Origin of the sequence: Nocardiopsis codii (genome assembly GCF_036327455.1) — a bacterium.
GTDB lineage: Bacteria > Actinomycetota > Actinomycetes > Streptosporangiales > Streptosporangiaceae > Nocardiopsis > Nocardiopsis codii.
In genome coordinates this window covers 113,392-136,211 of record NZ_JAUZMY010000001.1, presented here as the reverse complement: position 1 = coordinate 136,211, position 22,820 = coordinate 113,392, and the positions used below count along the sequence as shown (strand labels likewise).

18 protein-coding genes are annotated in these 22,820 nt (G+C 72.9%); 15 read left to right on the top strand and 3 right to left on the bottom strand.

The annotated features are described in order from the left end of the window. The first annotated feature begins 239 nt into the window (after positions 1-239). From Q8791_RS00555 to dapB, 10 genes are all read left to right on the top strand, one after another. Positions 240-2,087: an ABC transporter substrate-binding protein gene (locus Q8791_RS00555; protein WP_330089543.1), complete on the top strand. Its 1,848-nt coding sequence runs from the start codon at positions 240-242 to the stop codon at positions 2,085-2,087. Further along, positions 2,084-3,154 (top strand): ABC transporter permease, encoded by a 1,071-nt coding sequence (locus tag Q8791_RS00550; RefSeq protein WP_330089542.1) that lies wholly within the window; start codon positions 2,084-2,086, stop codon positions 3,152-3,154. The genes Q8791_RS00555 and Q8791_RS00550 overlap by 4 nt, the downstream gene beginning before the upstream one ends. Continuing rightward, positions 3,151-4,134 carry an ABC transporter permease gene (locus Q8791_RS00545; RefSeq protein WP_330089541.1) on the top strand — a complete coding sequence of 328 codons (984 nt, stop codon included), beginning with the start codon at positions 3,151-3,153 and terminating at the stop codon, positions 4,132-4,134. The genes Q8791_RS00550 and Q8791_RS00545 overlap by 4 nt, the downstream gene beginning before the upstream one ends. After that, complete coding sequence (locus Q8791_RS00540; protein ID WP_330089540.1) at positions 4,131-5,150, top strand: ABC transporter ATP-binding protein; 1,020 nt, start codon at positions 4,131-4,133, stop codon at positions 5,148-5,150. The genes Q8791_RS00545 and Q8791_RS00540 overlap by 4 nt, the downstream gene beginning before the upstream one ends. Positions 5,151-5,184: 34 nt before the next feature. Next, positions 5,185-6,273, top strand: coding sequence for an ABC transporter ATP-binding protein (locus Q8791_RS00535; RefSeq protein WP_330089539.1), 1,089 nt, complete (start codon positions 5,185-5,187; stop codon positions 6,271-6,273). 810 nt (positions 6,274-7,083) lie between these two features. Beyond that, entirely contained in the window at positions 7,084-8,379 is a 1,296-nt protein-coding gene (gene egtA, locus Q8791_RS00530) for an ergothioneine biosynthesis glutamate--cysteine ligase EgtA (RefSeq protein ID WP_330089538.1), read from the top strand. After that, the gene (gene egtB, locus Q8791_RS00525; RefSeq protein WP_330089537.1) at positions 8,376-9,722 is read left to right on the top strand and encodes an ergothioneine biosynthesis protein EgtB; all 1,347 of its coding nucleotides are present in this window, start codon (positions 8,376-8,378) and stop codon (positions 9,720-9,722) included. Before egtA ends, egtB begins: the two co-directional genes overlap by 4 nt. Continuing rightward, the gene (locus Q8791_RS00520) at positions 9,722-10,513 is read left to right on the top strand and encodes a class II glutamine amidotransferase domain-containing protein (protein ID WP_330089536.1); all 792 of its coding nucleotides are present in this window, start codon (positions 9,722-9,724) and stop codon (positions 10,511-10,513) included. Before egtB ends, Q8791_RS00520 begins: the two co-directional genes overlap by 1 nt. A 66-nt stretch (positions 10,514-10,579) precedes the next feature. Continuing rightward, positions 10,580-11,554, top strand: a complete 975-nt coding sequence (egtD, locus tag Q8791_RS00515; protein WP_330089535.1) for an L-histidine N(alpha)-methyltransferase — start codon at positions 10,580-10,582, stop codon at positions 11,552-11,554. Positions 11,555-11,786: 232 nt separating this feature from the next. Further along, positions 11,787-12,530: a 4-hydroxy-tetrahydrodipicolinate reductase gene (gene dapB, locus Q8791_RS00510; protein WP_330089534.1), complete on the top strand. Its 744-nt coding sequence runs from the start codon at positions 11,787-11,789 to the stop codon at positions 12,528-12,530. Between the two features lie 121 nt (positions 12,531-12,651). On the opposite strand, the gene Q8791_RS00505 is transcribed toward dapB, so the two are convergent. The 3 genes from Q8791_RS00505 to Q8791_RS00495 all read right to left on the bottom strand — a co-directional run bounded on the left by Q8791_RS00505 (position 12,652) and on the right by Q8791_RS00495 (position 15,078). Continuing rightward, positions 12,652-13,341 carry a class I SAM-dependent DNA methyltransferase gene (locus Q8791_RS00505; RefSeq protein ID WP_330089533.1) on the bottom strand — a complete coding sequence of 230 codons (690 nt, stop codon included), beginning with the start codon at positions 13,339-13,341 and terminating at the stop codon, positions 12,652-12,654. 160 nt (positions 13,342-13,501) lie between these two features. After that, entirely contained in the window at positions 13,502-14,374 is an 873-nt protein-coding gene (locus Q8791_RS00500) for a 1,4-dihydroxy-2-naphthoate polyprenyltransferase (RefSeq protein ID WP_330089532.1), read from the bottom strand. A 149-nt stretch (positions 14,375-14,523) separates the two neighbouring features. Next, the gene (locus Q8791_RS00495; RefSeq protein WP_330089531.1) at positions 14,524-15,078 is read right to left on the bottom strand and encodes a GNAT family N-acetyltransferase; all 555 of its coding nucleotides are present in this window, start codon (positions 15,076-15,078) and stop codon (positions 14,524-14,526) included. Positions 15,079-15,165: 87 nt separating this feature from the next. Between Q8791_RS00495 and Q8791_RS00490 the strand changes: the two genes are divergently transcribed. From Q8791_RS00490 to Q8791_RS00470, 5 genes are all read left to right on the top strand, one after another. Beyond that, positions 15,166-15,546: a phage holin family protein gene (locus Q8791_RS00490; RefSeq protein WP_330089530.1), complete on the top strand. Its 381-nt coding sequence runs from the start codon at positions 15,166-15,168 to the stop codon at positions 15,544-15,546. A 366-nt stretch (positions 15,547-15,912) separates the two neighbouring features. Then, on the top strand, positions 15,913-16,884 hold the full coding sequence (dapA, locus tag Q8791_RS00485; RefSeq protein WP_330089529.1) for a 4-hydroxy-tetrahydrodipicolinate synthase: 972 nt from the start codon (positions 15,913-15,915) through the stop codon (positions 16,882-16,884). Beyond that, the gene (locus Q8791_RS00480) at positions 16,881-18,566 is read left to right on the top strand and encodes a ribonuclease J (RefSeq protein WP_330089528.1); all 1,686 of its coding nucleotides are present in this window, start codon (positions 16,881-16,883) and stop codon (positions 18,564-18,566) included. The genes dapA and Q8791_RS00480 overlap by 4 nt, the downstream gene beginning before the upstream one ends. 278 nt (positions 18,567-18,844) lie before the next feature. Then, positions 18,845-21,337 (top strand): DNA translocase FtsK, encoded by a 2,493-nt coding sequence (locus tag Q8791_RS00475; RefSeq protein ID WP_330089527.1) that lies wholly within the window; start codon positions 18,845-18,847, stop codon positions 21,335-21,337. 193 nt (positions 21,338-21,530) lie between these two features. Beyond that, on the top strand, positions 21,531-22,673 hold the full coding sequence (locus Q8791_RS00470; protein ID WP_330089526.1) for a helix-turn-helix domain-containing protein: 1,143 nt from the start codon (positions 21,531-21,533) through the stop codon (positions 22,671-22,673). Positions 22,674-22,820: the final 147 nt, after the last annotated feature.

Below are 22,820 nucleotides of genomic sequence, written 5' to 3'. Positions count from 1 at the left end.
CGAATCAGGTGCGGTTGCGGACGGCACATTCATCACTTAACGCACATGAAACCCTGCGGTGCTAGAGCTCGGCCGCGAATGTATTTCGATGTCACGGCGCTCCTCGGAGGTCATTGACGTTAATCCACGTCGGTTGGTAAACAACCAACAACCCCCCGGTGGCGTGCACCCGAACCGGCACCGCAGACCCGGCGCCCGGACCCCGCGCCACCGACCCCACGAACCTGACAGGGGCAGACATGCACTCCCACCGCCCTCCCCCCGCCCCACCCCTGCGCCTCCTGCGACGTGTGACGACGGCCGGTACCGCCCTGCTCCTCGTCGGGGCCGCCGCGGCCGCGCCGGCCGCCGCCGAGACGGGCAACGAGACCGACACCCTCACCGTCGCCATCGCCCAGCAGGTCGACTCGTTCAACCCCTTCACCGCCCAGCTGGCCGTCACCACCAACATCCTCAACCACGTCTACGACTCGCTGGTCACGGTCGACGCCGCGACCAACGAGCCCGCGGCGGCCCTGGCGACGGAATGGGAGTCCAGCGACGACGGCCTCACCTGGACCTTCCGCCTGCGCGACGACGTCACCTTCAGCGACGGCGAACCCCTCACCGCCGACGACGTCGCGTGGACGTTCACCACCATCATGGAGAACGAGTCCGCCGCCATCGCCAACGGCAGCTACGTCTCGGGCTTCGACACGGTCACCGCCGAGGACGACCACACGGTGGTGATCGAGCTGGACGAGCCCCAGGCGACGATGACCTCGCTCAACGTGCCGATCGTGCCGCGCCACGTCTGGGAGCCCATCCTGGAGGAGGAGGGCGAGGACTTCGCCGACTACACCGGCGAGGACCTGCCCGCCGTCGGCAGCGGCCCCTTCGTCCTCACCGAGCACCAGCGGGGCGAGCACATCACCCTGGAGGCCAACCCCGACCACTGGCGCGGCGCCCCGGGGTTCGCCGACCTGGTCTTCCGCTACTACTCCGAGAAGGACGCCGCCGTCGAGGCGCTGCGCAGCGGGGAGGTCTCCCTCGTCTACGAGCTCACCGAGGCACAGGCCACCGCCCTGGACGGCGCCGACGACATCGCCGTCAACTTCGCCGACGGCAAGCGGTTCCAGGCCTTCACCATGAACCCCGGAGCCCGCACCCAGGACGGCGACGAGTTCGGTGACGGGCACCCGGCGCTGTCCGACCTCACCCTGCGCCAGGCCATCGTCAGAGCCATCGACAACCAGGAGATCGTCGACAAGGCGCACGGCGGCCGCGCCACGGCAGCCGGGGGCTACATCCCGGCCCGCTACGGCGACTACCACTGGTCGCCCGAGGGCGAGGAGGCCACGCTCTCCTTCGACCCCGAGGCCGCCAACGCGATGCTCGACGAGGCGGGGTACGAGCGGGGCGACGACGGTGTGCGCGTCTCGCCCGACGGCGACCGCCTCGAACTGCGCATGCACGTCCACCAGGACCGGCCGGACAACGTCAACGCCGGGCTGGTCATCGTCGAGCGCCTCGCCGACGTCGGCATCGAGGTCGAGAACCTGACCGTCGACCCGGGTGTGCTCAGCGACGCCCTCTACGCGGCCGAGTACGACCTCATCTTCACCGGGTGGACGGTCAACCCCGACCCCGACTACGTGTTCAGCATCCACACCTGCGACGCGCTCCCGGAGGAGCCGGGCAGCATGCAGGGCGACGCCTACTTCTGCGACGAGGAGTACGACGAGCTCTACCGGGCCCAGCTCGCCGAGTACGACCGCACCGCCCGCGCCGAGATCATCCACGACCTCCAGCGCGTGATCTACGAGGAGGCCGTCGTGAACGTCCTGGCCTACCCGGACATCCGGGAGGCGTACCGCACCGACCAGATCTCCGACATGCAGATCCAGCCCGACCCCGGAGGCAACATCTGGGGCCAGGACGGCTACTGGGCCTTCTGGTCCGCCCAGCCGGTCGCGGCGGGCGAGGGCGGCCCCTCCGGTCCGTCGACCGGCGTCTGGATCGGCATCGGGGCGGTCGTGCTCGTCCTGGTGGCCGCGGGCGGGTTCGTCCTGTTCCGCCGACGCGCCACCGCGGAGGACCGCGAGTGACCAGCGATCCCGCCACCACGGGAGCCCCGTCCGGGGCGGAGGCGCCCGGCGCCGCCGCCCCGGCGGCCCCCGCCGGGCCCGGCCGCGCGGTGAGGGCCGCACGGTACGTCGCCGGACGCCTGGCGACCGCCGTGTTCTCCCTCCTCGCCGTGGTCGTCGCCGGGTTCTTCCTCTTCCGGATCCTGCCCGGCGACCCGGTCCGCGCCATGACGGAGGGCCGGGAGGTCACCGCGGAGCAGCGCGAGGAGCTCCGCCGCCAGTTCGGGCTCGACCAGCCCCTCTGGCAGCAGTTCCTCGACTACCTGACGGGCCTGCTCCGCCTCGACCTCGGCACGTCCTTCCAGTTCCGGGAGCCGGTCACCGAGCTCATCCTCGAACGCCTCGGCCCCACGGTCCTGCTCGCCGGGACCGGCACGGTCATCGCCGCGCTCATCGGCCTCCTCCTCGGCGTCCGCGCCGGGTGGAGGCCCGGTGGGCGGTCAGACCGGGCCAACAGCGCCGTCGCCCTGTTCTTCTGGTCGGTGCCCACGTTCTGGCTGGGCCTGCTGCTCATCGTGGCGTTCGCCTCCGGGCGCGGGTTCATGCCCGGCCTGTTCCCCACCGGCGGCATGGTGGACCCGGCGGCGAGCGGCCCCGTGGAGACCGTGCTCAGCACCGTGTGGCACATGGTGCTGCCCGTCACCACCATGGTCGCCGTGATCTATGCCCAGTACCTGATGATCATGCGCTCCTCCCTCATGGACGAGCGGGGCGCCGACTACCTCACCACGGCGCGGGCCAAGGGTCTGAGGGACGCCCTCGTGCGCCGCAGGCACGCGGTCCCCAACGCCCTGCTGCCCACGGTGACCCTGATCTTCCTCAACCTCGGCCAGGTCGTGTCCGGGGTGATCCTCGTGGAGACGGTGTTCTCCTGGCCCGGACTCGGCCAGCTCTTCTACTCCGGCCTGCGCGTCCCCGACCTCGGCCTCGTCCAGGGCCTGTTCGTGGTCTTCGCGGCCTCGGTGATCCTCATGAACCTGCTCGCCGACCTGGTGTACCCGCTGCTCGACCCCAGGGTGCGCCCATGAGCGCGGCCACCGAAGCCCCCGGCCCCGGCGTGCCGGGCGGCGACGCGAACGGCAGGGGCCCCGCCCCCGCGTCGCCCCGGGCCCTGGCCCGCCGCCGGCGCGCGGAGGCGCTGCGCCGGTTCGCCCGCGACTACGCCCGCAACCGCGCCGGGCTGCTCGGCCTCGTCGCCCTGTCGGCCATCGTCCTCCTGGCGCTGTTCGCGCCTCTCCTGGTGGACCAGTCGGAGCTGACGGTCACCGGCGCCCCCGGGCAGGCGTACGAGCCGCCCAGCGGCGAGTTCCCCCTCGGCACGGACAACTTCGGCCGGTCCATCCTCGACCTCATCGTCTGGGGCTCGCGGGTCTCCCTCACCGTGGGCTTCCTGGCCACGGTCGTCTCCGTGGTCCTGGGCACCCTGGTCGGGATGACCGCCGGGCACTTCGGCGCGTCCGGCGGCACCGCCGGGCGGATCGTGTCGTCGGTGCTCATGCGGGTCACGGACTGGTTCCTGGTGCTGCCGACCCTGGTCCTGGCCGTCGCCCTGGCGGCCGTGCTGCCGCGCGGGACCGGCACCATCATCATCGCCATCGGCCTCACCGTCTGGCCCGCGACGGCCCGCCTGGTGCGCGCCCAGACCCTGGCGGTGGAAGCGCGCCCCTACGTGGAGCGCGCCCGAGCCCTGGGCGGCGGCCACGCCCACGTCATGGCCTGGCACGTGCTGCCCAACGTGATGCCGGTGGTGCTCGCCCAGACCACCCTGCTCGTGGCCACCTCGATCATCGCCGAGTCCACGCTGGCGTTCCTGGGCGTGGGGGACCCCACCACCATCTCCTGGGGCGGCATCCTGGAGGCCGCCCGCACCGCGGGGGCCATCAGCTCCGGGATCTGGTGGTACATGATCCCGCCCGGCCTGGCCATCGCGGTCGTCGCCCTGTCCTTCACCCTGTGCGGACGCGCTCTGGAGTCCGTCATCAACCCCCGACTCCGGGAGCAGCGTTGACCTCCCTCCTCGACGTCCGCGAACTGCACGTCACCTACCGCGCCGGGAACGGCGACGTCCCGGCCGTCCGGGGCGTCGACCTGTCCCTGGACCCCGGGGGCACCCTGGGCCTGGCGGGGGAGTCGGGCAGCGGCAAGTCCACCGTCGCCCTGGCCCTGCTGCGCCTGCTGCCCGACACGGCCCGCATCGACGGCCAGGTCCTGCTGGAGGGCGAGAACGTCCTCGACATGCGGTGGGGTCGGCTGCGCGCGGTCCGGTGGGTGGGCGCGGCCATCGTCTTCCAGGGCGCCATGCACTCCCTCAACCCGGTCCGGCGGATCGGGGAGCAGATCGCGGAGCCCATGGTGATCCACGGGACCGTCCCGGCGAACCGGATCCCGGAGCGCGTGGCCGAACTCCTCGGGCAGGTCGGCCTGCCGGCCTCCCGTACCCGCGACTACCCCCACCAGCTGTCCGGCGGGCAGCGCCAGCGGGTCATGATCGCGATGGCGCTGGCCTGCGAGCCTCGCCTGGTCATCGCGGACGAGGCCACCACCGCCCTGGACGTGATGATCCAGGCGCAGATCCTCGCCCTGCTCAAGCGGCTCGTCGCCGAGCAGGGCATCGGCATGCTCATGATCAGCCACGACCTGTCGGTCCTGGCGGCCACGTGCGACCGTGTGGCCGTCATGTACGCGGGCCGGATCGTGGAGCAGGGTCCCGCCCGCGAGGTCGTGCACGAACCCGCCCACCCCTACGCGAGCGCTCTCAGCGCGGCCTTCCCCCGCATCGGCGACCCGGCCTCGCGCCTGGCGCCCCGGGGGCTGCCCGGTGACCCCCCCGACCCGTCGGACCCTCCCGCCGGCTGCGTCTTCCGGCCCCGGTGCGCGGTGGCCGAGACGGTGTGCGCCACGGTCGACCCGCCGCTGTGGCCGGTGGACCCGGACTCGGAGGGGGACTCCGCGCGTCACGCGGCGTGCGTGCACGTGGGCCCCGCGAGACCCCTGACGACGACCCGGGACGGGGGCACCCCGTGACCCCGTCCGCAGCCCCCAGCGAGGAGACGCGCCCGTGAGCACCACCGAGACCGATCCCCGCGACGCACCCCGCGCCTCCGGGGACGGCGGGGAGGCCGAACCGATCCTGAGCGCCCGTGGCGTGGAGGTCGCCTTCGACGCCGGTTTCGCTCCCGGCGGGGGGAAGGGCACCGCGCGCGCCGTCGACGGCGTCAACCTCGACGTCTCGGCGGGCGAGATCGTGGCGCTGGTGGGGGAGTCCGGCTGCGGCAAGACCACCCTGGCCCGGGTCCTGCTGGGCCTGGAACGGCCCACCGGGGGCGTCGTGCTGTTCGAGGGCAGGCCGATGCGCTACGGCTCCCGCGACCTGCGCTCGTACCGGCGCAGGGTCCAGCTGGTGCAACAGGACCCCACCGGGTCGCTGAACCCGCGCCGCACCGTCTACGAGTCCGTGGCCGAGGGGCTGCGCATCCACGAGGGCACCACGGCGGACGAGGCCGAACAGGTCGCCGGAGCGCTCTCCAGGGCGGGCCTGCGCCCGCCGGAGCGGTTCCTCTCCCGCTACCCGCACGAGCTGTCCGGCGGCCAGCGCCAGCGCGTGGTGATCGCCGGAGCCCTGGTCCTGGACCCCGAGGTGCTGGTGGCCGACGAGCCGGTGGCGTCCCTGGACGCGTCGGTGCGCGGCGAGATCCTGCGCCTCCTCCTGGACCTGCGCGACGAGCTCGGGCTGTCCGCCCTGGTGGCCACGCACGACCTGGGCCTGGCGTGGAACATCGCGGACCGTGTCGCGGTGATGTACCTGGGGCGGGTGGTGGAGCTGGGCACCGTGGAGGAGGTCCTGGCCGAGCCCGCCCACCCGTACACCCGCGCCCTGCTGTCGGTCCTGCCGGACGCGGGCGACGGGGAGCCGGTGGTCCTGGCGGGCGAGCCGCCGGACCCCAAGCAGGTGCCGACGGGGTGCCGGTTCCATCCGCGCTGCCCGGTGCTCGCCTCGGGCGAGGCCGCGCGGGCGGGTGTCGCGGACCTGTGCCGTACCGTCGACCCGACCGTCCTCGAGGGCGGCGCCGAGCGCCGGGTGGCGTGCCACTGGGCGGCTGCCGACGCGACCGGCCGGGTCCGTCCGGGGGGGCCGGGCTCGGGCTGAGCGCGCCTCGCGGGGCCGCGGACGCGCACCGCACCGCACGGCTCCGTCCGTCAGACACCGGTGTCCGGCCCCGGGGCGCCTCCGGCCCGGACACCACCGCGCGTGCGCACCCGGCCGTCCGCGGACGGCCGGGGCCGCCGCGCCACGGAGCGGGCGCGTCCGCCCGGGGGCCGGCCGGTACACGGCGACCGACACCTCCCGCGGCTCCGCCGGACCCGCACAGGCGCCGCGTCCCACGCGCTCCTCCACCGGCTGCGGCCTCCGGCACGGCGGGCGGTGGGACCGGCCCGGACGCGTGCCCGGCCCGCGCGGGACCGCACGGCGGCCTGCCGACCGCCCCGGGCCCCCTGTGCGCCGCGCCCACCTCCTCGGCCGGCCACCCCCTCGACAACCTCCGGACGCCCGCGCGGCGGATCGGGCCCGGCGAACAGTCCGTCCCCGTGGACACCACCCTCACCGCAGCCCCGCCCGACGGGGCCCGCTGTGAGCGCGGGGCACCGGTAGGCGGGCGGGAGCCGGGCGAGGGGTTGGGCGTCGGACCCGACGGGACGGACGGAAGATCATCGGGACCCGGGTGGGAGGAGTCCGCCAAATTGTGACGGTCGTCACATGCGATGCGGGCGGTTTCGCCGTGCCCGCCGCCAACGTCGAAGCGACCAGGCGTGTCGCCGCCGCCAACCGGGAGGGAAGCGTGCGTGTACCGACACGTCCCGCGATTTCTGGTGATCACAGACGTTCAGTGCGCCGGAGCCCTGGGCAGGACCCTGGGGTGTCACACCCCCGAGGGGTGTCGTTCCGAGGGAGCCGCGTATGGCGCACCACATGACCACGGAAGACGTTCACGAGTACATCAACGGGGTCTGTTTCAAGACCGGCCCACCCGGCAAGGTCGGTACCGAGACCGAGTGGCTGGTCACCGACTCCGCGCATCCGACCGCACACGTCACCGTCGACCGCCTCGCGGCGCTGCTGGAGGCCAGCGGCCCGCCGCCCGCGGGAAGCACGGTCACCTTCGAGCCCGGCGGACAGATCGAGCTCAGCTCGCCCGCCCTGCCCGGCCCGGCCCTGGCGCACGAGGCCCTCGCCGCCGACCTGGACCACATCGCCAAGGCCCTCGCGGGGGGCGGACTCCACCTGGTCGAGACCGCACTCGACCCGGTACGGCCGCCCGTACGCCAGCTCCGGCTGCCCCGCTACACCGCCATGGAGCGGTTCTTCGCCAACCACCGCCATCCCAGCGGCCACACCATGATGTGCAGCACCGCCTCCGTCCAGGTGTGCCTGGACACCGGGTCCGACCCCGCCGACAGCCGCGCCCGCTGGGAACTCGTCCACAGGCTCGGGCCCGTCCTCGTCGCCGCGTTCGCGAACTCCGCCGTGTGGCGCGGACGCTCCACCGGGTGGAAGTCCACCCGCTGGGCGATCTGGGCGGCCACCGACGCCACCCGCACCCGCCCCGTCCTCGACCACGACAGCCACCCCGATCCGGCCACCGCGTGGGCCGCGTACGCCCTCGCCGCGAACGTCATGGCGGTCCCCGAGATCCCCGGCGGCGGCGGAACCTGGATCGCGGACCCCGGCGTCACCCTCGCCGAGTGGATCGGAGGACAGGGAGCCCGCCCCGCCACCCTCGCCGACCTGGAGTTCCACCTCAGCACCCTGTTCCCGCCCGTCCGGCCGCGCGGCTGGTGGGAACTGCGCATGATCGACGCCGTCCCGGTCCGCTGGTGGCCGGTCCCCATGGCGCTCGCCGCAGCCCTCGTCGACGACCCCCGCGCCCGTGCCGTGGCCGAGGAGGCCACGGAGAAGCTCTGCGGCGGTCCCTTCCCCGACCGGTACCTGTGGATGCGCTCCGCCCAGCACGGCCTCGGTGACCCCGCCGTCGCCGAGTGCGCGCGCGTCTGCTTCGACGCGGCCGTCGAAGCCCTGCCCCGCATGGGCGCCGCCGGACTCGCCTCCCTCGTCGACGACTACGCCGACCGCCACACGCGGCGCGGGCTGTGCCCCGCCGACACGCGGCCGAGCGTCCCCGCCCCGCGCCCCGAGAGCGCCGGCGCACGTGCGGGACGGACAGGGACCCACCGAGACAGCGGAGGACCACGGTGAACCAGGAACAGGAGCGCGCCAAGGAGCGCATCGCAGCCGAGCTCGACCGGAGTCGGCGCCGCAGCAACGGGCTCACGATCGACGCCCTCGACGAGGAGGGCCTGCTCGCCCAGCACTCACCGCTCATGTCCCCGCTCGTCTGGGACCTGGCGCACATCGGCAACTACGAGGAGCAGTGGCTGCTGAGGGCGGCCGGGGGCCGCGAGGCACTGCGCCCCGACATCGACGGCCTCTACGACGCCTTCGAGAACCCGCGCGCCGACCGGGTCACCCTGCCGCTCCTGCGGCCGCAGGAGGCCCGCGAGTACAATGACCGGGTGCGGAAGGAGGTCCTCGACTCCCTCGAGTCCGTCGACCTCGGAGTCCCCGAGCCGCGCGAGGCCCCCGACGGCCGGCGGTCCCTGCTCGACGCGGGGTTCGTCTTCCACATGGTGATCCAGCACGAGCACCAGCACGACGAGACCATGCTCGCCACCCACCAGCTCCGCACGGGGGAGCCCGTCCTCCTGGAGGACGTCGGGACCGTCGCGGCCCTGCGCCCGCCCGTCGAGGAGGAGGTGTTCGTCCCCGAGGGCGGGTTCACGATGGGCACCGACGACGACCCCTGGGCCTACGACAACGAGGGGCCCTCCCACGAGGTCGTCCTCGGGCCCTACTGGATCGACACCGCCCCCGTCACCAACGCCGCCTACCAGAGGTTCATCGAGGACGGCGGGTACCAGAGCCGCCGCTGGTGGACCCGAGAGGGCTGGGAGTGGCGGGAGCGGGCCTCGGTCAGGGCCCCGGCCTTCTGGAGCCCGGAGGGCGACGGGTGGTCCCGCCGCCGGTTCGGCCGCCAGGAGATGGTGCCGTCCGACGAGCCGGTGCAGCACGTCAACTTCCACGAGGCCGCCGCGTACGCCGCGTGGGCGGGCAAGCGCCTGCCCACCGAGGCCGAGTGGGAGAAGGCCGCCCGCTTCGACCCCGGGACCGGCCGGTCCCGCCGGTACCCGTGGGGCGACGACGAACCCGACTCCCGCCACGCCAACCTGGGGCAGCGCAAGCTCGGGCCGTCCCCGGCCGGGCGCCACCCCGACGGCGCCTCCCCGCTGGGCGTCCAGCAGCTGATCGGTGACGTGTGGGAGTGGACCTCCACCACCTTCACGGGGTACCCGGGGTTCCGGACCTTCCCGTACCGCGAGTACTCGGAGGTGTTCTTCGACCAGGGCTACAAGGTGTTGCGGGGCGGCTCCTGGGCCACCCACCCCACCGCCGTCCGCTCCACCTTCCGCAACTGGGACCACGCGATCCGCAGGCAGATCTTCAGCGGGTTCCGCTGCGCACGCGACGGGGAATCCGCCTGATGTGCCGACACCTCGCCTACCTGGGGCCGCCGCGCACCCTGCACGAGCTGCTGTACGCGGCGCCCCACTCGCTGCACGTCCAGTCCTGGGCGCCTCGCATGCAGCGCCACGGCACCGTCAACGCCGACGGCTTCGGCGTCGGCTGGTACCCGCCGCGCGGGACCGCGGGCGCCTCGGCGCCCGCGGTCCCGGCGGCGGTGCCGGGACCGGCGGCCGAAACCCCGGAGCCGCTGCGCTACCGGAGGGCCATGCCGATCTGGGGCGACTCCTCCTTCGCCGACGCCGCGCGCGCCATCACCTCCGGGTGCGTGGTGGCCGCGGTCCGCGACGCCACCGTCGGGTTCGGGTCCGAGGAGTCGGGCGCGCAGCCCTTCCGGGCCGACCGGCTGCTGTTCAGCCACAACGGCGCGGTCAAGGACGACGAGGCGCTCGCCGCGGCCTTCACCCCGCCCCCCGGTGTGCTGGACGCCCGCGCCCCGGTGGACTCAGCGCCCCTGTTCGCGCACACCGTGCGGCTGTGGCGGGCCTCCGGCGACCTCGCGGGGACCCTGGCAGGGGTGGTCCGCCACGCCCGCGAGCACTCCGACGGACGCTACAACCTGTTGGCCAGCGACGGGGAGAGCATCGTCGGCACCGCCGCAGGGGACACCCTGTACGCCCTCCGCGAGCCCGGGGGAGGGGTCTTCCTGGCGTCGGAGCCCTTCGACGGCGCGCGCGGCTGGCGGGAGGTCCCCGACGGCTCCGTGGTCGTCGCGACCGGGGAGCGCACCGAGATCCACCCGATCGTCTGACGGGCCGAGCGACACCCGCGGCACCAGCACGCCCACGGGTACCCACCAAGGGACACAGGAGGCACCATGTTCCGGATCGACCGAAACCTGACCGCCGACGACCTCGACAAGGCCCTGCGCAGCGACGTCGCCGCAGGGCTGACCGCGGTGCCGAAGCAGCTCCCGCCCAAGTGGTTCTACGACGAACGCGGCAGCGCCATGTTCGAGGACATCACCGGGCTGCCCGAGTACTACCCCACCCGCGCCGAGCGCGGCATCCTCGAACTCCGGGCCGGTGACATCGCCGACGCCGCCGACGCCGAGACGCTGATCGAGCTCGGTTCCGGATCGGGCGTCAAGACCCGCCTCCTGCTCGACGCCATGCTCGGCCACGGCCGCCTCACCCGCTTCGTCCCCGTGGACGTCAGCGGCGACTTCCTCGCCGCCTCCGCGCGCGGCGTCGTCGACGACTACCCCGGACTCGACGTCCACGGCGTCGTCGGCGACTTCGAGGAGCACCTCGGGCTCCTGCCGGTCGGCGAGAACGGCGGACGCCGCCTCCTCGCCGTACTCGGCTCCACCATCGGCAACCAGGAGCCCGGGCCGCGCTCGGCCTTCCTCCGCGACATCCGCGCCGTGCTCGACACCGGGGACTCGCTCCTGCTCGGCGCCGACCTGGTCAAGGACCCGGCCCGCCTGGTCGCCGCCTACGACGACGCCCAGGGGGTCACCGCCGCCTTCAACCGCAACGTCCTCAGCGTCATCAACCACCAGCTCGGCGCCGACTTCGACCCCGGCGCCTTCGACCACCTCGCCCGCTGGAACGCGGAGGAGGAGTGGATCGAGATGCGGCTGCGCGCGCGCTCCGCCCAGCACGTCCGGGTCGCCGACCTGGACCTGGAGGTCGACTTCGCGCCGGGGGAGGAGATGCGCACCGAGGTCTCCGCCAAGTTCCGCCGCGAGGGGCTGTCCGCCGAGCTCGACGCCGCCGGGTTCGAGCCGACCCACTGGTGGACCGACCCCGCCGGGGACTTCGCGCTCACCCTCGCCGCCGCGCGCTGACGCGGCCCGAGGCCGGTCGGACCCCGCCCGCCCCGCCCCGGGGAGGGGTCACGGCGGCGTGAACGCGCCCGGCGAGGGCCCACCAGGTACGTGACCGCCATGGCGAAGGAGCCGCCGCCCGCTCCGCCGGCCGACCGCGGGACCCCCTGCCATCGCCGATCGTCGCAGGCGGCACGGCGCCGGGCGGGGTGCACCACGCAGGGGGCGCCCGGGTCTCCGGTACGCTCGTGCCGTGTTCAAGGTAGGAGTTTTCGGCGCCGATGGGCGCATGGGGTCAGAGGTCGTCCGCGCGGTTCAGGCCGCCGACGACATGGAACTCGTCGCGGGCGTGGACAGCGCCGACGACCGCGGTGCGGTGCTGGGAGCCGACTACGTCGTCGACTTCACCCACCCCGACGTGGTGATGGACAACCTGGAGTGGCTCATCGGCCACGGGATCCACGCCGTCGTCGGCACCAGCGGCTTCGACGAGGCCAAACTGGAGCGGGTGCGCGCCTGGCAGGCCGCCAAGCCCGGGGCGAAGGTGCTGATCGCCCCGAACTTCGGCGTCGCCGCCGTGCTGATGATGCACTTCGCGCGCAAGGCCGCACCGTACTTCGAGTCCACCGAGATCATCGAGCTGCACCACCCGAACAAGGCGGACGCCCCCAGCGGCACCGCCTACCGGACCGCCGAGCTCGTCGCCGAGGCGCGCCGGGAGGCCGGGACCGCGCCGATGCCCGACGCCACGACCGCGGAGATCCCCGGTGCCCGCGGGGCCGACGTCGACGGGGTCCGCGTGCACGCCCTGCGCATCACCGGGCTCATCGCCCACCAGGAGGTCGTGTTCGGCACCGACGGGGAGACCCTGAAGATCCGGCACGACTCGATGAACCGCACCTCGTTCATGCCCGGCGTGCTCCTGGGGATCCGCGGCGTCGCTGACCTCGCGGACCCCCTCACCGTGGGCCTGGACGCACTCCTGGACCTCGACTAGGGACGTACGCCCCACGACGGGGGAGGCGCCCCTGGCGGGCGCCTCCCCCGTCGTCTGCCGTGCCCGGCGGGCCGCCGCGCGCGGGCAGCCGCGGACCGCCCCGGGCGCCGACAGGACCCGCTCAGGCGCCCCTGCGGCAGGTGAGGAACACCTGGGTCTCGGGGTGGGCCCCGGGGGCCTCCGGCTCGTAGGAGACCACCCGCTCGTCCTCGACGACCAGGCCCGCCTCCCGCACCACCCGGCGCAGTTCCTCACGCGGATAGCCCGACACGCGGATGTCCGAGCCCAGGAAGGGGATGGGCGCGTCGTCCAGGTCCGTCTCCACCATGGCCAGGCACAGCAGGCCCTCAGGGACCAGGGACGCGCGGATCCGGCTCAGCGCCTCGGGGATGCGCGACTTGGGCAGGCACAGCAGGGAGAAGAACGCCACGATGGCGTCGTAGGACGAGTCGACCGGCTTCAGGTCGAGGATGTCGGCCTGGACGAACGTCGCCTGGGGCACGTTCCGGCGGGCGATCTCGATCATCCGCCCGGAGATCTCGTAGCCCGTGACCCGCACGCCCGCGGAGGCGAACTGGCGGGCGGTGGGCAGACCTGTGCCCGACCCCAGGTCGAGCACGTGGGCTCCGGGCGGCAGCAGGTCCAGCAGCCGCCGGACCCGTTCCTCCTGTCCCTCCTTGCGTGGGAAGGCCTCGTCGTAGCGCTCTCCGATCGTGTCGAACGCGGCGGCCTGGCCGGCCGAGCGCTCTGCCCACGCTTGCGGGTCGGGGGCGATCTCGAGGGGGTCGGGGGCGGTGTTCTCGCTGGGCACGGTGTCGTGTTCTCCCTGCCGTGGCTTGACGCGTGTCTGGGGGCCGGCCCGCATCCTAGCCCCACGGGGCGCGCCGGGGAGCTCGAACCGTGTCGCCGCAGTTCGGACGGAGTGTTCCGGATCCGGGGGACCCGCCCGCGGGCCCGGCCCGGGCCCGCGGCTAGCCCAGGACGAGGGCGGCCGACAGCAGGACGCCGAACGCCATCTGGAGCCTGCCGGTCTCGCCCAGGCCCAGGACCAGGTCGCGTCCCGCCTGTCCGCCCAGCACGCGCCGCAGCGGCGGCACCGCCAGGGGCGCCGACAGCAGCACCAGCGGCGTCCACCAGAACACGGGGGTCAGCACCAGCGCGACCGCGTAGGAGGCGACGACCGCGCCCGCGAACAGCCGCCGTGTGCCCGTCTCGCCCAGCCGCACCGCGAGGGTGACCTTCCCGGTCTCCCGGTCCGTCGGGATGTCCCGCAGGTTGTTGATCACCAGCACGGAGCAGGACAGCAGGCCGACCGGCACCGACGCCACCCAGGCCTGCCACGGGGCGGAGCCCAGCTGCACGAACACGGTGCCCACCACGGCCACCAGGCCGAAGAACACGAACACCGACACCTCGCCCAGACCCCGGTACCCGTACGGTGCGCGACCGCCGGTGTAGTACCAGGCCGCGGCGATCGCCAGGGCCCCCACCAGCAGCAGCCACCACGACGACGTCGCCACCAGCACCAGGCCGACCGCGCCCGCGAAGGCGAAGCTCCCCAGGGCCGCCGCGAGCACCTGCCGCGGCTCGGCCAGGCCCGAAGCGGTCAACCGGGTGGGGCCGGTCCGCTCCTCGGTGTCGGTGCCCTTCACGCCGTCGCTGTAGTCGTTGGCGAAGTTGACCCCGACCTGCAGGGCCATGGACACCACCAGGGCCAGCAGCGCCTTCCACCAGACGAACCCGTCCAGGGCCAGGGCCAGAGCCGTGCCGACCGCCACCGGCACGATCGAATTCGGAAGCGTACGGGGACGCAGCCCCGAGACCCATTCACTGACCGTGGCCACGCGGCGGTCCTCCACCCTCGACGACACTGCGCGGTACCTGGTGCACAGCGCAGACAACCACCCAACGGTAGTCCCTGTCCGGAGCTGGGCCCAACCGGCGGCGACCCCCGCGTGCGTGCCCGAACCGCGGGACGGGCGGACGCCGGGGCCTACCGCGAGATGGCCGCGTGCAGCCGGACCATCGGCAGCGGCGTCCCCAGGTCGATCTCACGGCGGGCGCCGTCCGCGCGCCACCCCGACGCCTCGAAGAACGCGCGCAGGGCGTTGTCGGCCTCCGGCACCCACACGTGCACCGTGCCGAAACCGTCGTCGACGAGGTGGTCCACGCACGCGTTCACGAGGCGGCTGCCGTGCCCCTCCCTCGCGCGCTCCGGGTCCACGTGCAGGGCGAACACCTCCGCGTCCGTGGCGGGCCACAGGTCCGGGTCGCCCGCCGGGCCGAACGCCGCGAACCCCGTCACGGTCCGCACCCCGTCCACCTCGTCGGTGGCCACCACCAGTCGGTGCCGGGAGGTCGGCGGCGACTCCAGGGCGGCCGTCCACTGCTCGTGGAACTGCTTCCGGGCGTCGGCGCCGCCGAGTTCGGCGACCACGGCGTCGGGCAGCAGCGTCCCGTACACCGCCCGCCACGACGCCACCTGGACCTCCACGACGGTGTCCACGTCGGTGGCACGGGCGGGGCGGACGAACTGGGCACTGGACACGGCGGAGCCTCCTGGGGGAGCGGGCCGCGGCAAGATCACCGATGCCGGAGTTTCCGGACCTTGCCTCGGCATGGGAACATCTACGTTGTGAGCCTCATTATCAGAGTTATCGTGAACGCGCTCGCCCTTTGGGCGGCTGTCTTCCTGATCGACGGGATCGACGTCACGGCCCAGACCACCGCTGGTCAGATCGGCGTCTACCTCGCGGTCGGCGCCATCTTCGGTGTGGTCAACGCGATCATCAAACCGATCGTCAAGGCCGTCGGGTGCCTGTTCTACGCGCTGACCCTCGGGCTGATCGGCCTGGTGGTGAACGCGCTGCTGCTCATGCTCACGAACTGGATCGCGAGCCTGTTCACCCTCCCGTTCCACATCGAGGGGTTCTGGCCCGCGTTCTGGGGTGCGATCGTCGTCACCCTCGTCAGCTGGCTTCTGAGCATGTTCCTTCCGGACGGACAGGACGACTGAGCCCAGGGCGGCAACAGCCCGAACAACCCCCTTCCGCGGCCCTGACCTGCGCGCGGATCCCGGGCCCGGCCGGATGGCGCGGGCCCGGGACGGGTAGGTTCACATAGCCGGCCCGTCAACCTCGACCCACGAGGACGGCGGCCGCGCAGGGCACGACCCCGGGCCCGACCCAAGACGGGGCACCAAAGGAACTTTCCCGCGACCGGAGCGCGTACCGCCGGTCGCGGTGGCGGACACGCAGCGCCGCACACCCGTGCACGCGACATGTGCACGGGACACATCCAGCTGTTGACGCACACCGAGAGGAGGAGGGGCACCCCCGGACCCACCGCCCACCGGCGGCGATCCGGAAGCCTTTCACACACGATGGTGGACACCAAGAACCGCCCGTTCGGCAAGATGCTGACCGCGATGGTCACGCCCATGCTCGACGACGGCGAACTCGACTACGAGGGCGCGGCCAGACTGGCCACGTACCTCGTCGACGAGCAGAACAACGACGGCCTCATCATCAGCGGTACCACGGGTGAGTCGCCGACGACCAGCGACGACGAGAAGGACCGCCTTCTGCGGGCGGTCGTGGAGGCGGTCGGTGACCGCGCCAGGGTCATCGCCGGGGTCGGCACCAACGACACCCGCCACAGCGTCAGGCTCGCCAAGGCCGCGGAGAAGGCGGGCGCGCACGGTCTGCTGACCGTCACGCCCTACTACAACAAGCCGCCCCAGGAAGGCCTGATCAGGCACTTCACCGAGATCGCGGACACCACCGACCTGCCGGTCATGCTCTACGACATTCCGCACCGCACCGGCACGCCGATCGCCTCCGAGACCCTCGTCCGCCTGGCCGAGCACCCCCGCATCGTCGCGAACAAGGACGCCAAGGACAACATCGGCGCCAGCTCCTGGGTGATGGAGCGGACCGACCTGGCCTTCTACTGCGGCACCGACATCCTCAACCTGCCGCTGCTGTCCGTGGGCGCGGCCGGGTTCGTCAGCGTCGTCGGCCACATCGTCGGCGCCGACCTGCGCGAGATGATCGACGCCTTCGAGAAGGGCGAGGTCGGACAGGCCCTGGCCATCCACCGCCGCCTCACCCCGGTCTACACCGGCATGTTCCGCACGCAGGGCGTCATCACCACCAAGGCCATCCTGAACCAGTTCGGGCTGCCGTCCGGTCCCGTGCGCACCCCGCTCACCGACGCGTCGGTCGAGCTCCAGGCACTGCTGCGCGAAGACCTTGCCGCCGCCGGCGTCAAGGGCCCCATCGGTCTGGCCCCGCACCAGGCCGTCCCCGCCAGCGCCGTGCGCGTCGAGCGCCTCACGGAGGGATCTGTATGAGCCACCCGCACCCCGAACTGACCTCGCCCCCGCCCCTGGGCAAGGGTGCTCTGCGCGTCGTCGCCCTGGGCGGCCTCGGTGAGATCGGCCGCAACATGACGGTCTTCGAGTACGGCGGCCGCCTGCTCATCGTCGACTGCGGCGTGCTCTTCCCCGAGGAGGAGCAGCCCGGCGTCGACCTGATCCTGCCGGACTTCGACTACATCCGGGACCGGCTCGACGACATCGAGGCGGTCGTGCTCACCCACGGGCACGAGGACCACATCGGCGGTATCCCGTTCCTGCTGCGCGAGCGGGCCGACATCCCGATCGTCGGCTCCCGCCTGACCCTGGCGCTGATCACCGCCAAGCTCGGCGAGCACCGCATCAAGCCGGAGACCATCCAGGTGGAGGAGGGCGAGCGGCACGAGTTCGGCTCGTTCAACCTGGAGTTCTTCGCGGTCAACCACTCCATCCCGGACGCGCTGGCCGTCGGTATCCGCACCCCCGGCGGGTCGGTGCTGCACACCGGCGACTTCAAGATGGACCAGCTGCCGCTGGACGGCCGCCTCACCGACCTGGCCGGGTTCGCCCGGTTCGGCGACGAGGGCGTGGACCTGCTGCTGTCGGACTCCACCAACGCCGAGCAGCCCGGGTTCATCGTCAACGAGCGCAACCTGTCCGAGGCCATCGACAAGGTGTTCCGGCAGGCCGAGAAGCGCATCGTGGTGGCGTGCTTCGCCTCCCACGTGCACCGCGTCCAGCAGGTCATCGACGCCGCTTCGGCGCACGGCCGCAAGATCGCGTTCGTGGGCCGCTCGATGGTCCGCAACATGAACATCGCGCGCGACCTGGGCTACCTGAGCATCCCGGGCGACACGATCATCGACGTGAAGCAGCTCGACAAGATGCGGCCCGACGAGGCCGTGCTGATCTGCACGGGCTCGCAGGGCGAGCCCATGTCGGCGCTGAGCCGGATGGCCAACCGCGACCACCAGATCCGCATCGAGCAGGACGACACCGTCCTGCTCGCGTCCTCGCTGATCCCCGGCAACGAGAACTCGGTCAACCGGGTGATCAACGGTCTGACCCGCTGGGGCGCCAAGGTCGTCCACAAGGGCAACGCCCTCGTGCACGTGTCGGGGCACGCGTCCGCCGGTGAGCTGCTGTACGTGCTCAACATGGTGCGTCCGCGCAACTTCATGCCGGTGCACGGCGAGTGGCGGCACATGCGCGCCCACGCCGACCTGGCCAAGCTCACGGGCGTCCCCTCCGACCGGATCATCATCGCCGAGGACGGCGTGGTCGTGGACCTGCACAAGCACCGGGCCAAGATCGTGGGCGCGGTCCAGGCCGGCTACGTGTACGTCGACGGCTCCTCGGTCGGCGACGTCACCGACGCCTCGCTCAAGGACCGCCGCATCCTCGGCGAGGAGGGGTTCATCTCCGTCGTCGTCGCGGTGGACTCCGGCACCGGCAAGATCCTCGGAGAGCCCGAGATCCACACCCGGGGCGCGGGCATCGGCGCCGCCGCCTTCGACGACGTCATCGACAAGATCCAGGACTCCCTGGACAAGGCGGCGCGGGACGGGGTCAACGACCCGCACCAGCTGCGGCAGCTCATCCGCCGCAACACGGGCCGCTGGGTCAACGACACCTACCGGCGTCGTCCCATGATCATCCCTGTCCTGGTCGAGGTCTGACCCCATCGGTCCGGGGCCGCCCCGGACCACAGCACCAGAACGGCCCGAGCCGCGCTCCAGCGCGCTCGGGCCGTTCTGGTGGCGGGGCCCGCCCGCCGCCGCCGGCGAGCACGCGCGCCCGGCCACGCCCTCCCGGCGTGCTCTACCGCCCGGGCGATTCGGGCGACACGCCGTGCCGGTACGGGCCAACGGCGTGGACGCCCCAGTAGGCTGCCCGCCGTGGCGGGCCGTTCTGCCCGATCGCCCGACCGACCCCGTCCCCCGTGGAGGTGACCCCGATGCCCACGCGCGCCTCCTCCGGTGGTTCCGGACGCAAGAAGCCCGCCGCCCGCAAACCCGCCCCCAAGAAGCGCATGCCCGACGGGCCCATCGCCTTCGCCTTCACCATGTTCGGGCAGTTCCTGCTCGTGCTGTGGAAGCTGATCGCGCACACGGTCGGCGGCGCGGCGCGCGCGGTCGGCCGCAGCGCGCGCGACCTCGACCCCGACCTGCGCCGCGACGGGATCGGCCTGATCCTGCTGGCCTCGGGGGTCCTCGTCGCCGCCGCCGTGTGGTGGCGCAGCGAGGGGCCGCTGCTGGAGTACACCCGTATGGTCGTGGTCGGCGGCTTCGGCACGTTCTCGCCGATCCTGCCGCTGCTGTTCCTGCCCGTCGCCGTCAAGCTCATGCGCACCCCCGGGTCGGGCCGGGAGGGCGACGGCGGGCGGCTGTTCATCGGCTCCGCCTCGATCATGCTGGGCCTGCTCGGGCTGATCCACATCGCGAACGGCCTCCCGGAACCCTCCGACGGACTGGAGGCGCTCCAGGACTCGGGCGGACTCATCGGCTTCGTCGCCGCGGGCCCCCTCAGCGCCGTCGTCACCCCGTGGCTGACCGGTGTGCTGCTCGTCCTCGTCCTGGTCTTCGGCATCCTGGTCGTCACCGCCACACCCATCAGGCGCATCCCCGAACGCCTCCAGACGCTGTTCGGCGCGCTCATGGAGCGCGACACCGGACCCGACTCCGGCATCGGCCTGCTGGGCGCGGACCCCGCACCCGCCCAGGCCAAGCCGCGCAAGCGCAAGCCGAGGAAGGCCCCGGAGGCAGAGGCCGAGACGGTCGCGGGCGACCACGAGCGCCCCTACGACAGCCCGGTGCTGCCCGCCGAACCCCTCTCGCCCGCGCTCACCGACGAGGAGGAGGCCGGGGCCGCCGGAGCCGCCGGGGCCGCGAGGAAGAAGCCCGGCCGCAGGAAGGCCGACGTCCCCGACCCCACGCCGGCCCCCGCCGTCACGGAGCAGATGACCATCCCCTCCCGGGTGGTCGAGGGCGACTACGAACTCCCCTCACCGGTCATGCTCAAGCCGGGCAGCCCGGTCAAGCCGCGCACCAAGGCCAACGACGACGTGGTGGCCGCGCTGTCGGGGGTGCTGACCCAGTTCGGCATCGACGCCGAGGTCACCGGGTTCACCCGCGGCCCGACCGTCACCCGGTACGAGATCGAGCTGGGCCCGGCGGTCAAGGTCGAGAAGGTCACCGCCCTGGCCAAGAACATCTCCCTGGCGGTCAAGAGCGCCGACGTCCGGATCCAGTCGCCGATCCCCGGCAAGTCCGCGATCGGCATCGAGATCCCCAACACCGACAAGGACATCGTGAGCCTGGGCGACGTCCTGGGCTCCTCGGCCGCGACCTCCGACGACCACCCCATGCTGGTGGGCCTGGGCAAGGACGTCGAGGGCTCCAACGTGGTCGCGAACCTGGCGAAGATGCCGCACGTGCTGGTCGCCGGTGCGACCGGCGCCGGTAAGTCCACCTGCATCAACGGGCTGATCACCTCGCTGATGATGCGTGCCACGCCCGACGAGGTGCGGATGATCCTGGTCGACCCCAAGCGGGTCGAACTGACCATGTACGAGGGCATCCCGCACCTCATCACGCCCATCATCACCAACCCCAAGCGGGCCGCCGAGGCACTGCAGTGGGTGGTGGGGGAGATGGACCGCCGCTACGACGACCTGGCGGCCTCGGGCTACCGGCACGTGGACGACTTCAACGCCGCCGTGCGCACCGGGGAGGTGACCGCCCCCCTCGGCAGCGAGCGGGTGTACGAGCCCTACCCCTACCTGCTGGTCATCGTCGACGAGCTCGCCGACCTGATGATGGTCGCCCCCCGCGACGTCGAGGACGCGGTCGTGCGCATCACCCAGCTGGCCCGCGCGGCGGGAATCCACCTGGTGCTCGCCACCCAGCGCCCCAGCGTCGACGTCGTCACCGGCCTGATCAAGGCCAACGTGCCCTCCCGCCTCGCCTTCGCGACGTCCAGCCTCGCCGACAGCCGCGTCATCCTCGACCAGCCCGGCGCCGAGAAGCTGGTCGGCAAGGGCGACTCGCTCTTCCTCCCGATGGGCGCGGGCAAGGCCATCCGCCTCCAGAACGCCTGGGTGTCGGAGAAGGAGATCCGGGCGATCGTCGAGCACTGCAAGAAGCAGTCCGAGCCCAGCTACCGTGAGGACGTCGCGGCCCCCGAGGGCAAGAAGAAGGAGATCGACGAGGACATCGGCGACGATCTCGACGTCCTCCTCCAGGCCGTCGAACTGGTGGTCACCACCCAGTTCGGGTCGACGTCCATGCTCCAGCGCAAGCTGCGCGTCGGCTTCGCCAAGGCGGGCCGCCTGATGGACCTGATGGAGAGCCGCGACGTGGTCGGCCCCAGCGAGGGCTCCAAGGCCCGCGACGTCCTCGTCACGCCGGACGAGCTCCCCGGAGTCCTGACGGAGATCCGCGGGGGCTGAGGCGCCGACCGGGCCGCGACACGCGCCCGCGGTCCCGGAGACCCGACAGGGCGAGAAATCGGTGGCATTCTGTGTGCCAGTGACCGATTTGGCGTGTTCTTGAGGGCTTCATGGGGCGTGGTGACCTGCATCGGAGAGCCACGGACGGCAGAGTGGGACACGTCAGTCACACACAGTTGCCGGGAGAGTGCTCATGGCGACGATCGGTCACACTCTGGCCGCCGCCCGAATCGCAGCGGGGTACACGGTCGCGGATCTCAGCGCCCGTACACGCATCCGGGACTCCGTCCTCGAGGGCATCGAGGAGGAGGACTTCGTCCCCTGCGGTGGGGACTTCTACGCACGCGGCCACATCCGCGGCCTCAGCAGGGCGCTCGGCCTGGACCCGGCGCCGCTGCTGGCCGAGTACGACCGCGAGCACGCGTCCTCGGACGCGCCCGCGTTCGTGCCCCTACCGCGCCACCCGGCGGCCTCGCCCGCCGCTGTCAGGGCAGCGGTGGCGGCCTCCAGGAACGGCACGGTCGTGGTCGGCGACGAGGAGCCGATGGCCGGACCGGTCCGGCGCTTCGGCGACGACGCCGCCGACCCCGGATCCAACTCCGAGCAGTGGGGCCACTTCGAGCGCACCCAGAACCTGGGCCGCGGACTGCGGCGGGGCCGGACCCGCAAGGAGAAGGCGAAGGAGATCGAGCCGGAGGAGGCGGTCGCCGTCCCCGAGCCGCGGTCGCCGGAGCGACGGCGGGGGACCAGGGGCATCCCCCGGGTCAGGGACGAACACGGCACCGGCCCCGGGGACACCCGGACCGTGCCGCGCCCGACCGTCACGGAAACGCGCCCCGGGCGGGGCGAGGCGGTCCGCCGCCACTGGCCCTGGGCGGTGGTCGGCATCATCATCCTCCTGGGCGTCGTCGTCGGCGTCCGCACCTGGCAGGACTGGGAGGGCGACAACCCGCTGCGCACCGCCTTCGAGTCCAACGGCGGCGGCGGGACCGTGGACTCCGCGGTACTGCCCGAAGAGGGCGTGGAGGGCGCGGGCGAAGCGGCGGCGGCCCCCGCGGCGAAGCAGGCCGTGGAGGAGCCCGCCGAGTTCACCCTCGGACTGGTGTCCGCCCAGCGCAGCTGGATCAAGCTCACCGGTGCCGACGGCGACGACCTGTTCACCGGCTTCCTCCTGGAGGACGAGGAGCAGGAGTTCACGGCGGAGGAGGGCGTCATGCTGTGGGTCGGCAACGCCGGAGCGGTCCAGGTCTCGATCGACGGCAAGGACATCGGACCCGCCGGGGAGAGCGGTGAGGTCAAGGAGGTCGCCATCGGCCCGGACGGCTTCGACCAGTGATGACACTGCCCGCGGCCTGGGGGAAGTCGGGCCGGGGTACGGGCGGGTGAGCCGGTCAAGGTAATGTGGGGGGCTGCGGGCGGCGCCGACCGGCGCCGTGCCGTGCGCGCGGTCCGAGCGGTCCGCCCCGGCCCCCGCATCACACTC

Excerpts from the sequence above, each read along its gene's own strand:
- Q8791_RS00555 (WP_330089543.1), top strand. The coding sequence starts at position 240 with ATGCACTCCCACCGCCCTCCCCCCGCCCCACCCCTGCGCCTCCTGCGA.
- Q8791_RS00545 (WP_330089541.1), top strand. The coding sequence starts at position 3,151 with ATGAGCGCGGCCACCGAAGCCCCCGGCCCCGGCGTGCCGGGCGGCGAC.
- egtA (WP_330089538.1), top strand. The coding sequence starts at position 7,084 with ATGGCGCACCACATGACCACGGAAGACGTTCACGAGTACATCAACGGG.
- Q8791_RS00520 (WP_330089536.1), top strand. The coding sequence starts at position 9,722 with ATGTGCCGACACCTCGCCTACCTGGGGCCGCCGCGCACCCTGCACGAG.
- egtD (WP_330089535.1), top strand. The coding sequence starts at position 10,580 with ATGTTCCGGATCGACCGAAACCTGACCGCCGACGACCTCGACAAGGCC.
- dapA (WP_330089529.1), top strand. The coding sequence starts at position 15,913 with ATGGTGGACACCAAGAACCGCCCGTTCGGCAAGATGCTGACCGCGATG.
- Q8791_RS00480 (WP_330089528.1), top strand. The coding sequence starts at position 16,881 with ATGAGCCACCCGCACCCCGAACTGACCTCGCCCCCGCCCCTGGGCAAG.
- Q8791_RS00475 (WP_330089527.1), top strand. The coding sequence starts at position 18,845 with ATGCCCACGCGCGCCTCCTCCGGTGGTTCCGGACGCAAGAAGCCCGCC.
- Q8791_RS00470 (WP_330089526.1), top strand. The coding sequence starts at position 21,531 with ATGGCGACGATCGGTCACACTCTGGCCGCCGCCCGAATCGCAGCGGGG.